General features: G+C 45.3%; 13 protein-coding genes. 9 read left to right on the forward strand and 4 right to left on the reverse strand.

The window, feature by feature from the left end; genetic code table 11:
- Positions 1-110 precede the first annotated feature (110 nt).
- Positions 111-497 carry a hypothetical protein gene (locus Q7A_RS02405; protein ID WP_014705736.1) on the forward strand — a complete coding sequence of 129 codons (387 nt, stop codon included), beginning with the start codon at positions 111-113 and terminating at the stop codon, positions 495-497.
- A gap of 75 nt (positions 498-572) precedes the next feature.
- Positions 573-998 (forward strand): hypothetical protein, encoded by a 426-nt coding sequence (locus Q7A_RS02410; protein WP_014705737.1) that lies wholly within the window; start codon positions 573-575, stop codon positions 996-998.
- On the opposite strand, the gene Q7A_RS02415 is transcribed toward Q7A_RS02410, so the two are convergent.
- Positions 995-1,732, reverse strand: a complete 738-nt coding sequence (locus Q7A_RS02415; RefSeq protein WP_014705738.1) for a hypothetical protein — start codon at positions 1,730-1,732, stop codon at positions 995-997. The genes Q7A_RS02410 and Q7A_RS02415 overlap by 4 nt on opposite strands.
- Positions 1,733-1,810: 78 nt before the next feature.
- On the reverse strand, positions 1,811-2,794 hold the full coding sequence (locus Q7A_RS02420) for a hypothetical protein (protein ID WP_014705739.1): 984 nt from the start codon (positions 2,792-2,794) through the stop codon (positions 1,811-1,813).
- 185 nt (positions 2,795-2,979) lie between these two features.
- On the opposite strand from Q7A_RS02420, the gene mscL reads away from it, so the two are divergent.
- Positions 2,980-3,381 carry a large-conductance mechanosensitive channel protein MscL gene (gene mscL, locus Q7A_RS02425; RefSeq protein WP_014705740.1) on the forward strand — a complete coding sequence of 134 codons (402 nt, stop codon included), beginning with the start codon at positions 2,980-2,982 and terminating at the stop codon, positions 3,379-3,381.
- 54 nt (positions 3,382-3,435) lie between these two features.
- A complete protein-coding gene (locus tag Q7A_RS02430) occupies positions 3,436-4,050 on the forward strand; it encodes a hypothetical protein (protein WP_041354254.1) in 615 nt (204 codons plus the stop codon).
- Here Q7A_RS02430 and Q7A_RS02435 read toward each other — a convergent pair.
- Positions 4,028-4,978, reverse strand: coding sequence for a LysR family transcriptional regulator (locus Q7A_RS02435; protein WP_014705742.1), 951 nt, complete (start codon positions 4,976-4,978; stop codon positions 4,028-4,030). The two genes, Q7A_RS02430 and Q7A_RS02435, sit on opposite strands and share 23 nt — an antisense overlap.
- Positions 4,979-5,223: 245 nt before the next feature.
- Here Q7A_RS02435 and Q7A_RS02440 point away from each other — a divergent pair, with 245 nt between their 5' ends.
- The 5 genes from Q7A_RS02440 to Q7A_RS02460 all read left to right on the forward strand — a co-directional run bounded on the left by Q7A_RS02440 (position 5,224) and on the right by Q7A_RS02460 (position 10,942).
- Positions 5,224-6,642: a form I ribulose bisphosphate carboxylase large subunit gene (locus Q7A_RS02440; RefSeq protein ID WP_014705743.1), complete on the forward strand. Its 1,419-nt coding sequence runs from the start codon at positions 5,224-5,226 to the stop codon at positions 6,640-6,642.
- Between the two features lie 69 nt (positions 6,643-6,711).
- Positions 6,712-7,068: a ribulose bisphosphate carboxylase small subunit gene (locus Q7A_RS02445; RefSeq protein ID WP_014705744.1), complete on the forward strand. Its 357-nt coding sequence runs from the start codon at positions 6,712-6,714 to the stop codon at positions 7,066-7,068.
- Between the two features lie 92 nt (positions 7,069-7,160).
- Positions 7,161-7,973 (forward strand): CbbQ/NirQ/NorQ/GpvN family protein, encoded by an 813-nt coding sequence (locus Q7A_RS02450; RefSeq protein WP_014705745.1) that lies wholly within the window; start codon positions 7,161-7,163, stop codon positions 7,971-7,973.
- A 39-nt stretch (positions 7,974-8,012) separates the two neighbouring features.
- Positions 8,013-10,355 carry a nitric oxide reductase activation protein NorD gene (locus Q7A_RS02455; protein ID WP_014705746.1) on the forward strand — a complete coding sequence of 781 codons (2,343 nt, stop codon included), beginning with the start codon at positions 8,013-8,015 and terminating at the stop codon, positions 10,353-10,355.
- Positions 10,356-10,630: 275 nt separating this feature from the next.
- Entirely contained in the window at positions 10,631-10,942 is a 312-nt protein-coding gene (locus Q7A_RS02460) for a hypothetical protein (RefSeq protein ID WP_041354852.1), read from the forward strand.
- A gap of 113 nt (positions 10,943-11,055) precedes the next feature.
- On the opposite strand, the gene Q7A_RS02465 is transcribed toward Q7A_RS02460, so the two are convergent.
- Positions 11,056-15,303 (reverse strand): EAL domain-containing protein, encoded by a 4,248-nt coding sequence (locus Q7A_RS02465; RefSeq protein ID WP_151903890.1) that lies wholly within the window; start codon positions 15,301-15,303, stop codon positions 11,056-11,058.
- Between the last annotated feature and the right edge of the window lie 91 nt (positions 15,304-15,394).

Genomic DNA, 15,394 nt, shown 5'->3' on the forward strand with positions numbered 1-15,394 from the left:
ACATTATCTAGGGATGATGTCCTGACTTTTGTTCAGGGTGAAACTTTGATTCTTGGCGCTGAGTCAGGACTTAGCTATGAACCCTAATTTGATTCAGGAGTAAAATTTTTATGCTCACTAAACTTTCTACTGCCAGTTTGTTTGTTTTTACCGGGGGGCTATTTTGCCTTGCAAACAGCTCAGTTTTAATGGCAGAAGCAAATGAAGCAACTCACTATATTGAGTTTTATGAAGAGTGGGATGAGGATTGTGAGGAGAAAGGTGGGGCCAGAGTATTTGTAAAAAATACTCACCAGACACACATCATAGATTTACAACTGGATCGTTATTTTTATGATGTAAGACAGGCAGGAATATCAATGTTTCCGCTTAAACCTGATACATCACAGGCATTAGGTTGTAGCCGGGTTTTTGATGCTGAACAGCGCTGGGAGTTGGTTGCAGCTATGTATATTAGTCCTTCTGCTGTAAAAGAACGTTATGGAAATTTTGAATAAACCATTCTTCCCACATCAATACTTTAACTTCGAAGGATGCATGCGTGGCTTTTCATCCGCAACGGAGCATTGGATATGCAGGAGCTGATCAATAGCCTGCTGGTCTGGGTTGTAGCGTCAACCGGTTATGAACAGCCAGTTGAATTGCCTAGGATTGAAGCAGTGACGCATCAACAGCTGATACAGACATTATGTAATGACCAGTTCTGTACGGCTGTAGCGTATTACGACAGCAATCTGCAGACTATTTATTACGATGAACGTATGCAACTGACTCATGACGCAAATGCCAGAGGATTTATTGTCCATGAAATGGTGCATTATCTTCAGGATATTAATGGTGAACTGGCAGCCGATGAGATGAATTGTGAACAGCGCATCGAAAAAGAGCGGCAGGCCTATCGGGTGCAACAACATTTTCTGCAGGAGAATCAACAATCGACTCACCAGATTGATTTGGCTGTCACGTTATTAGGTAAAATATGCCAACATCTGGACTAAGTTATTGGTAAATCAATATATTCGTCATTAACGTCGTTGCTTTCTATCGGGATGCTTTTCACCGAACTGGTCATTTCATTTTCCGGAATCTCACAGTCTTGCTGAAATTCCTCAAGCTTAAACGTATCTGTAGCATGTTGATTAACACTGATCCGAAATGCTGTGTGTTTGCTGTCTTCACGAATGGCTGCACAATTGTCTAGGACAAGTGGCATTCTGCCTAATAACACCGCTTTATCAGCCGGCAGTGAAACAATACTTACCGAGCTTTCATTACTACCGCCCATGCCGAAACTGCTGATCAGAGCCAATTCATCCAAGTTATCATGATTAATATCTGCCACGGTATACAAATGATGAGTGCCACCGGAAAATACAATATTACGGATAAGTTGATCCTCTTCGAGGATGGCTAGCCCCATATTACTGCAACAGCGTGGCCACCGGCTTAACAGATACAGAACGGCTGTTTGTTTACTTTGTGGCCGGGTAAAGTCACCTTGGCTGCTAGCCATAATGCGAAAATCTTCTTCGTAAACGCTATTCTGTTCTTGCCAGTATGGTCTTGCCTTATTAGCCGCTTGCAAAACTGCCGGGTGGGTTAACCAATGGCCCTGATCGGGACTCTCAAGTGGCACGCGACCATCAGCAATAACATGCATATCAGATTGTTGTGCGTTAGAAAAATGAGGGATGCCTAGGCAAATCAATAAAGCAATAGAATAATTTTTCATTACTCAGCTCCCTCATAAACACTATTTCGGACTTTTCAACAAATCAGTTTTAGCACTGACTGATTCAAGTCTATAATATTACTCCGGTTTTTTGGTTTCGGCATCCACATTATCAAAGCTGACGATAGGTTCTTTACGAGTCGTTTTTTCCGATGTTTCAGTTACATTTTCCGGTGCAGTAACGACAGGTTCCTTTCGCTCAGATCTATTTTGTTGAATAGGGGCAGAAACCTCATCCATCACCACTGGATCCTTGCGAACTGTATTCTGTCTTGCCGCTTCGATACCCGTTTTCATTCCTTTAGGCAGCTGTTCAAAGAATAGCGGATCCAGCCTGCCATTAATGTAACTCAGTGGTTGTGAGTGTTTTTGCTGCTGACAATAACGAATCACCCCAATCAAGACTTGCCGTACTGCTTCAATATCATTGAGGCTGCCGCGTTTATCTTCTGCAAAATAAGCGGCCATAAAACTGAAGCGGTTATCAATGGCAAATGGCAATATCTGGCGCCATAAACTATAAATATCTTCAACTTTGATAATTTCTCCGGCAACGGATCGGTCCAGGCGACGGAACCAGAATAATATTTCATCCAGCAAACTGGCGGTCAGCAAATCTTGTTGATCTGTAATCGTGATCAGTCGATCTCCCATATGCCATGATGTTTCAACTGTTTGAGGGACCTGCCAACGTACCTCCGGCGTCAATGCCAGTGAGAATTCATAGACCAGTTTTGCGTCAAAATTAGATCTGTTGGTTAACCATACTGCGGGTTGATTGCTGATAGCCAGAAATTGGCTTTCCAATTCCTGTAATACACGTTGACGTTCCAGTTCTTTATTTGCCGTTGTAGTGGGATTTGCACGTCGTTTCAGAATCCATAAAACAAAGAATGCGATCAGCAAAGCTCCAGCAAGCGTGAGCAAAATGGTCGAAAAATATAATGCCAATTCTGAGGACAACTGCGACAGTTGTTCGGCCGTTAATGAGGTTGTATCGTCAGAGTTCGCAACATTGTCGATAATCTCTTCAATACGTTTTTGAAAAAAACCAATAGCCATATAGTAAGCCTTATAACTTTATCGAGTGATGAAGTAAGTGTCGGTGGAAAATCACATTGCTTCCATTGTCCGCTAATTTTTACCGACAAATAATTATTTATGTCATATATTCTAAACTGCTGATATAAAAGCCGTAAAAAACTGTTTTATCGGGAAATTTATTAAAGTCAAAAAGGAGAGCAGATATGGGCATGGTACAAGAATTCAAGAAATTTGCGATGCGTGGCAATGTGATAGAGATGGCCGTCGGTATTATCATTGGTATCGCTTTTGGCAAAATTGTTTCTTCATTTGTAGCTGATGTGATTATGCCGCCACTGGGCTTATTAATGGGGGGAGTGGATTTCAAAGATCTGGCAATAGTGCTTAAAGAAGCGGTTGGTGATACGCCGGCCGTGGTTATCGCTTATGGACAGTTTATTCAAACCATTGTTGATTTTGTGATTATTGCCTTTGTGATTTTTTTGGTGATTAAAGCAATGAACTCACTGAAAGCAAAAGAAGAGGCTGCTCCTGCAGCCCCGCCAGCACCAACTAAAGAAGAAATTCTGTTAACTGAAATTCGTGATCTGCTCAAAGAAAAATAAGCTTTCCAAAATAAACCGGAGATCTTTTGATTTCCGGTGGTTTAGTTGTGCTGCATGATGTTATTGCTTGCCAGAGTTGCTGTAAGTCTTCTTGCTGCTTTATTGCTTGGCGGGATATTTTTTTATGGCTATTTGGCTGGGCTAATCGGTAACCCTTCACATTATGCAAAATGGCTGGTTCCGCTTTTTTTCTATGCGGGCATTTTATTGTGCCTTACCGGCGTTATCTTCACGCTAGTCGAGAAGCTGAATTGGGCTCGCAGATCATTTGCTGCCGCAATCGTGTTGGTGGTGATATTTGCAGGATACCTGCTTTTGATAGAGCCAAAGCTGCAACAGCGGGAGCAGCAAAATCAAATCAAAACGATGCAGCAGTTATATCAACAATATTCTCTGCAGCAGCTGGACTGTGATGATAAATTCCAGGCACACCTGAGTAAAATCGAACAGCGTCCGGCTGAGGTAGTGTTATTTCAGAAAGCCAATTTTTCGCAACCCGTTCAATACCTGGCGGGATGGGATAAATCTGCATCAATGAATAACTGTCGATTTATTGAAAATACTTATGCACTTGGCACTCAGAGAAGCTTTCTCAGCCGATGCCAGAATCAACAGCATACTACGGTGGCCGACTTGATTGCCCAGGCTAAACGTCTGGGTTGTCAGTAAGAATAGACGCATCATGCGTCAGTAAATGCTCGATTTCCTGCTCACCTTCCTGTTGCAGATACTCCAGAAATGTTTGTGCGGCAAGCGATAGTCTTTTGCCTTGCCGATGCACAGCATACCAGCGCCGCCTTAATGGAAAGTTCTCCACATCCAATACCACCAGTTTTTTTGCCGCCAGTTCTAACCGCAGGCTATGCAGTGATAATACTGCCAGCCCCAACCCTGCCATCACGCCGTGCTTGATTTCATCCGCTCCGCCTAGTTCCATATACGGCGAGACTTTTAAACCGCTTTTGGCGAATAACTCTTCCACCGCTTTGCGTGTGCCCGAACCTGGTTCGCGGCCAATCAGACGTTGTTCAGAGATAGTTTTTAATGAAATATTTTTTTGTTTGGCCAATGGCTGGTCGGGCCGGGCGACGATAACCAGAACATTTTCTAAAAACGGATATTCAACCACGGGCAGATCGTCTGGCACCTGACCCATGATATAAAGATGATCTTCATTGGCATCCAGCCGTTCGAGTAGTCTGGCTCGATTCGTTACCTGTAGCCGTGGTTCAACTTTGGGATAGCGCGCAATAAAATTGCCCAGAAGATAGGGTAGAAAATATTTGGCAGAACTGACAACAACAAGGTTTACTGGGCCAGCAACCTCACCTTGTAAATCGGCTAATGCGGCGTCCAGATCGGCAAGACGTTGTAAAACATCTCGGCAGGCATCATAGAGTTCATTACCTGCGACAGTAAGATGTAACTGCCGCCCGACGCTTTCAAATAAAGGCATGCCGACAGATTCTTCCAGTTTTTTCATCTGAATTGACACGGCGGGTTGGGTTAAATGTTTTTCTTCAGCCGCGCGGGTAATGCTCTTCAGGCGTGCAACCGCTTCGAATAGGCGTAACTGTTGTAATGAGGCATGTAACATATATAACTTTAATTTATGATAAGGATAAAAACTATTAACTTGTTTTAATGGGTAAAGTCAACTATTTTTACCACAGACATGAAATAGTCGCTGGGTTACACTTGGATAAAATTCGCTTTCACAGCCACCATGGCTGGAGACAAAATTTGTCCATCTCAAGATACCTGTGAGAGATATACAGGCTCTGACTAACCCAAAGTAACAGTTTGATTAATCTGCTTGCGCATATACCTGGAGAGAGCACCATGGCAAAAACTTACCAAGCGGGTGTAAAAGAGTATCGCGAAACATACTGGATGCCCGATTACACCCCCAAAGACACCGATTTTCTGGCCTGTTTCAAGGTCATTCCTCAAGAAGGTGTGCCACGCGAAGAAGCGGCTGCTGCGGTAGCGGCGGAATCATCAACGGGTACCTGGACCACAGTCTGGACCGATTTGCTGACTGATCTGGATTACTACAAAGGTCGTGCTTACGCTATTGAGGATGTTCCCGGCAACGATGAAGCGTTCTATGCCTTTATTGCATACCCGATTGATTTGTTTGAAGAAGGTTCAGTGGTTAACGTGCTGACTTCTCTGGTGGGTAACGTGTTCGGCTTTAAAGCCGTGCGTTCATTGCGTCTGGAAGATGTGCGAATTCCGGTTGCGTACGTCATGACATGCGGTGGCCCTCCTCATGGTATCCAGGTTGAACGTGACATTATGAACAAATATGGTCGGCCATTACTGGGCTGTACCATCAAACCAAAACTGGGTCTGTCTGCAAAAAACTACGGTCGTGCCGTATATGAATGTTTGCGTGGCGGTCTGGATTTCACCAAAGACGATGAAAACGTTAACTCACAGCCATTTATGCGCTGGAGACAACGTTTTGACTTTGTTATGGAAGCGATCGACAAAGCTGAAATCGAAACGGGTGAACGTAAAGGCCACTATCTGAACGTCACAGCGCCAACCCCTGAAGAAATGTACAAACGTGCCGAGTATGCCAAAGAACTGGGCGCGCCAATCATCATGCATGACTACCTGACCGGCGGTTTCACGGCCAATACAGGTCTGGCCAACTGGTGTCGTGATAACGGCATGTTGCTGCATATTCACCGGGCAATGCATGCGGTACTGGATCGCAATCCGAACCATGGTATCCACTTCCGTGTATTGACCAAAATGCTGCGTCTGTCAGGTGGTGACCATCTGCACTCAGGCACTGTGGTTGGTAAATTGGAAGGCGATCGTGCTGCGACATTGGGCTGGATCGATATCATGCGTGATTCTTACATCAAAGAAGATCGCAGCCGCGGCATTATGTTTGATCAGGATTGGGTATCCATGCCTGGTGTTATGCCAGTCGCTTCCGGTGGTATTCACGTATGGCATATGCCGGCCCTGGTCAGCATCTTTGGTGATGATTCGGTATTGCAGTTTGGTGGCGGTACATTGGGTCACCCATGGGGTAATGCGGCGGGAGCTGCAGCAAACCGTGTGGCTTTGGAAGCATGTGTAGAAGCACGTAACCACGGCAGAGAGTTGGAAAAAGAAGGTAAAGAAATCCTGACCGCCGCTGCTGAACATAGTCCAGAGTTGAAAGTGGCCATGGAAACCTGGAAAGAAATCAAATTCGAATTCGACACTGTCGACAAATTAGACGTTGCACACAAGTAATTGATGTTGGTCGGTACTGCTGACCATCGTTAACTGATACCGAATTTGACATTATTTGAGGAAATGACAATGAGTGAAATGCAAGATTACGCGTCAAGCCTGGCTGATACATCAAGCCGTAAGTTTGAAACCTTCTCGTATTTGCCAGAAATGGATGCTGCACGCATCCGTAAACAGGTTGAATACATCGTCAGCAAAGGCTGGAACCCTGCAGTAGAACACACTGAACCTGAAAACGCGTTTGGTCACTACTGGTACATGTGGAAGCTGCCTCTATTCGGTGAAACCGATGTGGACCGCATTCTTGCTGAAGCTGAAGCCTGCCACAAGGCGCATCCAAAAAACCATGTGCGTTTGGTGGGGTATGATAATTATGCTCAGTCTAAAGGAGCAGAGATGGTCGTGTTCCGCGGTCAGTCTGTATAACATCAAATCGAATCAGTCCCTGACCGCAGCGTCAGGGGCTTTTTCAAATACGTACCACCAATTTTCCCAATGAATATCCTGAGGATACTGCGATGAGCGAGAAAATTGCTGAACAGTATAAAGTCAAAACAGAACCTTTTTACCGTCCGGTCAGTAATGAAGTGGAGCTGTATCAAGCCGCTTACGCGCGCCGTATGCCGGTAATGCTGAAAGGTCCGACTGGCTGCGGTAAATCCCGTTTCGTCGAATATATGGCCTGGAAACTGGGTCGCCCGCTGATCACAGTTGCCTGTAATGAAGACATGACCGCCTCCGATCTGGTCGGGCGTTTTCTGCTCGATAAGGATGGCACCAAATGGCAGGATGGCCCTTTGACCACGGCAGCCCGTATCGGAGCAATCTGTTATCTGGATGAAGTGGTTGAAGCACGTCAGGATACAACGGTGGTTATCCATCCTCTGACCGATCATCGTCGCAGTCTGCCGCTGGATAAAAAAGGTGAGCTGGTTGAGGCTCACAAAGATTTTCAACTGGTGATTTCCTATAACCCCGGTTATCAAAGTTTGATGAAAGATCTCAAGCAATCGACCAAGCAACGTTTCGGTGCGATGAATTTTGATTATCCGGACGCCGTGCTGGAAGCCGAAATTGTCGCCAAGGAAGCCGGTGTCGACGCCGATATTGCCAAGAAACTGGTACAAATCGCCCATCGTGCACGTAATTTGAAAGGCCATGGCCTGGATGAAGGTATTTCCACTCGTCTGCTGGTCTATGCAGGACAAATGATTGCAGAAGGGGTTGAGCCTTTGGCTGCCTGCCAGATGACATTAGTCACCCCATTGACGGATGATCCGGATATGCGTGAAACGCTGGAAGCCGCTGTTCATACCTTCTTTGTTAGTTGATAAAGGCCGACCCGGTTTCTCCGGTTTGGATATTACATCATGAGCGTCAATCTAAACGATTACCGCGAACAGCTTGAAAAAATAGCGCCAGAACTGGTGCATACGCTGGATAGTACTTTTCAAGATGCAGCCAGAAGCATGTCACCTGCTGGTTTACAGGAATATATGGGAGGTGCGAAAGGCCTGGCAGATCTTGGCCGTGGTAAAGAGCTGGTGGTTGCCTTTCTGGAAGATATTCCGCAAGTGGTCAAAGAATGTGGCGAGGATGTAATCCGCGATTGCATCAATGCGGCAATGAAATTATCGTCAATGACCTCGGGCGAGGTGATAGCGCTGATGATTCATAGTCTACCGACTGCTGCTCGGCGGTTGGGCGACCCGGAGTTATTACGCGGTTATTTAAGCCTGATTCATCAACTGTCTGCCAAAGCTTCACGAGGCTTAAGGCCGATGTTGGGCATTATTGATGAATTATTGTCTAAACTCACCTTATCCGGTTTAAGACGCTGGGCCAATTTTGGTGCTGAAGCCTACCGTCGTGATCTGAATAATCTCGTCAAATACTTTGCCCTGGAAACGGCAGACAGCAAGAAAATGCTACAGAAAGAACGCCGTGGCACGCTGTTTATTGATACCCAGCGTAAGCTGAATTTTTACCTGCGTGCATTGTGGGGCAGGGATTTCTTTCTACGACCCACTGCAGCGGATTATGAAGGGTTCAAACCGTATATTGAACACTTTGTTATGCATCTGCCAGATGCGGTGGATGATATTGACGGTGTCAGTGGTCTGGAGCTGTATCGGGCTCAGGCGGCACATTTGGCAGCTCATATTCAGTACACCCGTGCGCCTATTTCTGCTGAGCAGCTCAGTCCGGCGCAGATGTTTTTTATCGGACTGCTGGAAGACGCCCGCGTTGAATATCTGGCGATACAGGCTTTCCCCGGTTTGCAGAAACTCTGGGGCTGCCTGTTAACTATCGAACAAAGTCAGGATGTCGAGCATAAGGGTCTGCTAAAACTCGAACAGTTTGCCCGCAGCCTGCATGATGCATCGATTAAAAACAACGATGACCCATTGAATGCCTTGGCGGACAGATTCCATCAAAACATTGCTGAGCAAGCACAAAATAACCAGTTCAGCTGGGATCTGGGCATGGAATTATTTCATCTGTTTGCCGAACAGCGGCAGGTACCCAGCTTACGAATTTTAGAATCCATTCGTTTGCCTTATCGCGACGATAACCGTTTTATCTGGGAGTTTGAAGAATTCGATTTCCTGATGCACGGAGCGGAATATATTCCAGCGAGCCAGCGACAGGTACGTAAATATGTCAGCGCGGTTGAAATGGCCAATGAAGTGGATTGTGAGCTGGCTGGCGATGATGCCCAGGAAATCTGGGTGTGTTCTACCAAGTTCATGCCGTATGAAGATGCCGGTGAGGCCACGGTCAGCTTTAATGAGATGTGGGGCAAAGCTCCCGTCTCAGAATCGTATCATTATCAGGAATGGGATTATCAGGTGCAGCTGTATCGTCCGGACTGGAGCACGGTCTATGAATATCGTCCCAAAAAAGGCGATCCGGATGACATCGATAATATTCTGAAAGAATACAAACCGGTGGCACATCGTATCCGGCAGATCATCGATTTGCTGTCGCCGGCCGGTGTCCAGCGGGTTCGCAATATGGAAGATGGTGATGAGATTGATATCAATGCGGCCGTCGATGCGATGATTGCTATCCGTATGGGCGAGCAACCCAATACACGTATCACCATGCGTAATGTGATAAAAAATCGTGATTTAGCCGTAACAGTGTTATTGGATTTATCGGAATCAACCAATGATGTTATTGAAGGTAGTGATAAGACGGTTCTGGATTTGACGCGTGAAGCAGCAACCTTAGTGGCTACGGCCATTAATGGCATCGGTGATCCATTTGCTTTACATGGCTTTGCCTCTGATGGCCGTCATGATGTGCAGTATTTCCGTTTCAAGGATTTTAATCAGCCATTTGATGATGAAACAAAAGCCAGATTGGCCGGCATGAAAGGTGGTTTATCGACCCGGATGGGGGCGGCTATGCGACATGCCGCTCAACATTTGTTAAAACAGCCGGAACGCCGCAAGCTATTATTGCTGGTGACCGATGGTGAACCTTCGGATATAGATGAACGTGATCCTCAACATTTACGTCATGACACTCGCAAAGCCGTCGATGAGCTGTGGAGCAGAGGCGTTATGACCTATTGTCTGACGCTGGATGCCAATGCTGACAGCTATGTTAAACGTATTTTTGGCGAAAATAACTACACCATTGTTGATCATGTGGATCGATTGCCTGAAAAACTGCCCACTTTATTTGCCAGCCTGACCCGTTAGGGCTTGTTGATCTTTCATCTCCGCCTCTGTTGTGAGCTGAAAAAACGTCAATCAAGGCACGAGGAGCGCTTTTTAGTTGTTCTAAATAAGTGACGAGCAACGAAGAGTGGCGTTTTTTCAGTCACAACCCAAAGGGCTGGGGCTATTTTTCCGCCCTACGGCGTTGGAAATGACTTATGTAGAACAACTACATCGCATCATTTCCGTATTGTAGGACGAAAAAATAGCCGCCAGCAGTGGTGGATATGAAAGATCAACAAGCCCTAGGAAAAATCATGAAAGATCAAAAACGTTACGTTGGTATTGATAAAGAAATAAATGGTGGCATGACCGACACCGGAAAAATCATTCGTGATGCCTGGGTATTCGGTTTAATACCGGAGACCGAAACCTGCGAAGGCTGGGTGGTTCAAGGTCTTGAGGATCTTTGGGGCAAGGTGAATCTGGAATGGGAAAAATATGGTTTCAAGGTGGCAAACCTGCCACCGGAAATGCAACAGAAATTTATGCATATTCATGATGCAGCAATTACTCAAGCCAAACAGTCTGGCTGGGATGCCGAACGGGATCTTATTGACGAAGTCTGATGGTTTTGTATGTATATCCAACATCATGCGATTCCAGTTTTTGAAATGTGATCTGGAAAATCTGACTGAAATTTGAAAATCCACCGGTAGTTAAACGTGGTTATTACTCAACATCACCACTGTGATGGTGACGCCAGCAGCTGCTGAATTTCAGCATATAACGTTTGTAAATCCTCAATACCTTTGCGGGCTAACGCTATTTCATTTTCTTCGAATTGATTCCGTAAACCGGCAGCGGCATGAAATAACTCGTAATAGGCTAATTTAAGTCGATCCAGCCATAACTGATTAAATAGCTCTTCCTGCTTACCCTGCTCCAGCCAGTGAGTAAAGTGGCTGCGTTTGGGATTCATTAATGGCCAGCTGCTGATTTGAGCAGGACTACTGTGCAGATTATCAATTACCCGCTGTAACCACTGCTCGCCCTGCATTTGCATTAATGCCAGCAAGCGCTGTTGGGGGGATAAGGTATTATGGGCATGATTCAGCCAACGTGATTCGGGCTGGTAATCCTCCATCCACAGGCCTAATTCATCCGCTGGCATGGGTTGGGCAATGACATATCCCTGTGCCATATCGCAACCGATAGTCATCAGCATCAAACCATGTTCAATACTTTCTACCCCTTCGGCGATGACCTGGTGCTGAAATGCATGACTTAACCCAATAACACCTTCCACTATGGTGAAATCATTGGGGTCATCCATGATGTCGCGAACGAAACTCTGGTCAATTTTAATGACATCAACCGGCAAATGCCGTAAATGGCTTAATGATGAGTATCCGGTGCCAAAGTCATCCAGTGCTATTCTTACCCCAAGGCCTTCACGGCAGGTGCTGATAATCGCCGAAATATTCTGGATATCGGTTAACACACTGCTTTCAAGCACTTCAAGTTGCAAATATTCGGCAGGCAAGTCCGGATATTTGGCCAGTAGACGATCAAGATGGTCAAAAAATCCTGGCCATTGCAGGTGATGAGCGGAAATATTCACGCTGATTTCAATGACTCTGTTTTGCTGATGAAAATTTTGTAACTGTTTTAACGTCTGATCAATGACCCAGTTACCAATACGGATTTCCAGTTCGGTGCCCGCCATTGAACTTAAAAATGTCGCAGGCTCCAGGATTCCTTGCTGAGGGTGGTTCCAGCGAAGCAGCGCTTCTGCGCCATGAATACGCCCATTTCGCATATTAATTTTCGGCTGGTAATACAGGCAAAACTGATTTTTGTTGAAGGCTTGATGTAAATTGTCCAATTGACTTTGCTTAAGCAGAATTTGCTTATCATGCACAGCATCAAAGATTGAGTAGCGATTTCGACCGGTCTGTTTAGATTGATACATGGCCTGATCAGCATGACGCAACAACGTATCTGCATCGGACTGATCCAACGGGTAGAGGGTTACCCCCATACTGGCCCCTAACTGGATGATATCGCCATCAATCCGATAAGGCAGTTGAATGGTACGTAATAGTCGGCTGACCAATCTTTCGCAATGTTCTACTGAACTGATGTCATTGAGCAAAAGAGCAAATTCATCTCCACCCAGTCGTGATGCGGTGTCATCCAGACGAATACAGGCTTTTATTCGCTGGGCCACCTCAATCAGTACTTGATCGCCGATTTCATGACCATAGTTATCATTGATCGGTTTGAACCCGTCCAGATCCAGAAATATCACACCCAGCAGACTATGTTGCCGAATACTGTGTGCAATGGACTGCTGGAAGCGGTCTGCAAATAATGTACGGTTGGGCAGCTGGGTGAGCATGTCATAATGCGCCATCATTTCCAGCGCCTGCTGTTGTTGCTTAATTTCAGTTATATCGGAAAATAAGCCAAGATAATGCAAGGTATCACCTTGATCATCCATCAAGGTAGAGATGGTTAGCAACTCTGCAAATAACTCGCCATTTTTGCGTCGATTCCATATTTCTCCCTGCCAGTAACCTTTTTCAAGCAGGTTTTGCCATATATTTCGATAAAACGCTTCATTATGTTTACCCGATTTTAGAATAGAAGGATGTTGGTTAATCACTTCATCACGACGGTAACCGGTAATGTCACAAAAAGCTGGATTTACATCAACAATTCGACCTTCTGGATTCGTAATCAGAATTCCTTCATGCGCTTGATGAAAAACACGACCGGATAGTTTCAGTTTTTCTTCGGCCCGCTTGCGTTCACTGATGTCATAAAAAATAGTGATAAACACATTCGATTGACCATCGTTGATTACGGTGCTGGAAATCAACACCTGTTTGACTCGCCGCGGGTGGGTCGTAATTTTAACTTCAACAGCCTCCCCTCTATAAGGGAGTGATTGTTGCAGCGCGTCAACAACAAAGTCATCCCAGATTTTTTTGATTTTCTGACGATACTTTGGATCGGGATAGGCCTTGTCAAACCATGCAGTCAAGTTTGGAATATCTTTTAAAGTCACTCCGAAAGTATCGATAAAAGATTGATTTACATAAAATACTTTATTTTTTCCATCGGATAGGACATGTGGTATTGGCGAGGCATTCACAATCGTGCGTAATTTTGATTCGTTACGAGCTAGCGCCTGTCCAGATTGTTTAAGGCGATAGATCCAGAAGGTAAATATTAAAATAATGACCAAAATACTTAACAGAATGTTGATCAAAGTCGTTCTTGAAATGCCTTTTTCAATGCTCAGTCCCATCCAGGTTTGTTCAATTCGTTGTTTTTCTTCGTCCGAAAGATTATTGACAACCTTATTGATGATGGATTGCAGCTGGGGATGCGAGGGGTTTATTCCCATTCTGTATGCATTATATTGCTGCGTCTGTCCGGAAAATTGCAAGTTGATCAGGTTGGCTTGTTTGATGGCATAGTTGGCATATGCAGCATCTCCCACATAGGCATCGGCTTCGCCGGTACTGACCTTTTTTAAAGCGTCGAGGGTGGTATCGGTAAGTAAAAGCTTTATTTCAGGATAGTTCAGAGCCAGATTTTCCTGGACATGATAATTCTTTTCAACGGCGACAGTTTTCCCCTTCAGATTATCCAGGTGACCGATATAGCCGAAGCGATTAGCGTTGACGATGACCACTGGATTAGTGATATACGGCTGACTGAACAATAAATACTCGGAACGTTCCGGACTCATATGCAGACAGGAAAGCATATCCAGCTCACCCCGTTGTGCCATTGCGATAATTTCATGCCAGGGCTTATTATCTATGATGTCAAATTCCACCCCGAGTTTTGCCTGCAATAACTGAATGTATTCAGCTGCCAAGCCTTGATAATTCCCTTTGCTGTTAATCCATTCGTACGGTGCAAAATCACGATCAATACCGAGTTTGATGACAGGGTTATCCTCTAGCCAGGCTTGTTCTTCTGGCGTCAGTCGTAACGCGGCATTGGATTGGTAGATAAAGCCCTCTAATTGCGCCTCGGAGAGTGGAGGTGCAATATTCAGCCGTTCGTATATCTGAGCACTGTGACGAAGACGAGCTGGATCCAATTGGCCCAAAGGAATCAGGTCTGGCAAAATCAGTTTTTGAATTTTCCTGGCTTCATGTTGTAGCTGTTCGCGGCTGGTCTGACTGCCATACTGATTGATTATCAAATCAATCATTTCTTCAGGATTTTCCAGTGCGTAGCGCCAGCCCTTTAACGAAGCCCGGCGAAACCGCTCTGCTCGTCCAGGATTATTGCGAAGCTCTCTATCCCCGGTAAACAAAATGTCACCATAAAAATCAAAACCATAGCTTTGGGGATTAATGATATTGAGCTTTACGCCCAACTGTTCCAGCGTGAAAAGCTGATCGGTTCGGTAAATTGAGATAGCATCAACCCGATCATTGATAAAACTATCCAGTTGCAGATCCTGCGGGATGAGTTTGTAGTCGTGGGGGGAAATACCGGCATCAGCAAACATAGCGAGGAAAACAGCATCGTTGCCTGCCGAATCATCAAACATGATGCGCTTACCAATCATTTCATACGGACTGACAATGCCGGATTGAGCTTTGCTGACCAGCACTAAGGCATCATGCTGAAAAATGGCAGCCAAGGCTCTAATGGGTGATCCAGCAGCATATTCTGCCAGTAGTCCGATACCACCAATGCCATAGTCTGCACGGCCACTGGTGACTTCATTGATAACATTAATACCGGGTTGGCGTTCTCGCAGCGTAACCTGCAAATCTTCCTGTTCGAAGTAGCCTTGCTGAATAGCGGCGTAATAACCGGCAAACTGAAATTGATGTCGCCATTTAAGCTGCAGCGTAACGGATTCCGTCGATGCAGCTTTGGCTTCGCCAAATAAGCATACAAGCAGAATAAACAGCAGAAAAAAAGTAAACCTGTGAGGTATAACGCGCATGGGATCCATTTTCGAATTGCTTGCCGATAATAACAAGAATTTCAATTCGTTGGCGGATTATTGGTGTCCGGATGAGTGATTCAACGGAGCG

It is taken from the genome of Methylophaga nitratireducenticrescens (genome assembly GCF_000260985.4).
GTDB lineage: Bacteria > Pseudomonadota > Gammaproteobacteria > Nitrosococcales > Methylophagaceae > Methylophaga > Methylophaga nitratireducenticrescens.

Excerpts from the sequence above, each read along its gene's own strand:
- Q7A_RS02405 (WP_014705736.1), top strand. The coding sequence starts at position 111 with ATGCTCACTAAACTTTCTACTGCCAGTTTGTTTGTTTTTACCGGGGGG.
- Q7A_RS02410 (WP_014705737.1), top strand. The coding sequence starts at position 573 with ATGCAGGAGCTGATCAATAGCCTGCTGGTCTGGGTTGTAGCGTCAACC.
- Q7A_RS02415 (WP_014705738.1), bottom strand. The coding sequence starts at position 1,732 with ATGAAAAATTATTCTATTGCTTTATTGATTTGCCTAGGCATCCCTCAT.
- Q7A_RS02420 (WP_014705739.1), bottom strand. The coding sequence starts at position 2,794 with ATGGCTATTGGTTTTTTTCAAAAACGTATTGAAGAGATTATCGACAAT.
- mscL (WP_014705740.1), top strand. The coding sequence starts at position 2,980 with ATGGGCATGGTACAAGAATTCAAGAAATTTGCGATGCGTGGCAATGTG.
- Q7A_RS02430 (WP_041354254.1), top strand. The coding sequence starts at position 3,436 with ATGATGTTATTGCTTGCCAGAGTTGCTGTAAGTCTTCTTGCTGCTTTA.
- Q7A_RS02435 (WP_014705742.1), bottom strand. The coding sequence starts at position 4,978 with ATGTTACATGCCTCATTACAACAGTTACGCCTATTCGAAGCGGTTGCA.
- Q7A_RS02440 (WP_014705743.1), top strand. The coding sequence starts at position 5,224 with ATGGCAAAAACTTACCAAGCGGGTGTAAAAGAGTATCGCGAAACATAC.
- Q7A_RS02445 (WP_014705744.1), top strand. The coding sequence starts at position 6,712 with ATGAGTGAAATGCAAGATTACGCGTCAAGCCTGGCTGATACATCAAGC.
- Q7A_RS02450 (WP_014705745.1), top strand. The coding sequence starts at position 7,161 with ATGAGCGAGAAAATTGCTGAACAGTATAAAGTCAAAACAGAACCTTTT.
- Q7A_RS02455 (WP_014705746.1), top strand. The coding sequence starts at position 8,013 with ATGAGCGTCAATCTAAACGATTACCGCGAACAGCTTGAAAAAATAGCG.
- Q7A_RS02460 (WP_041354852.1), top strand. The coding sequence starts at position 10,631 with ATGAAAGATCAAAAACGTTACGTTGGTATTGATAAAGAAATAAATGGT.
- Q7A_RS02465 (WP_151903890.1), bottom strand. The coding sequence starts at position 15,303 with ATGCGCGTTATACCTCACAGGTTTACTTTTTTTCTGCTGTTTATTCTG.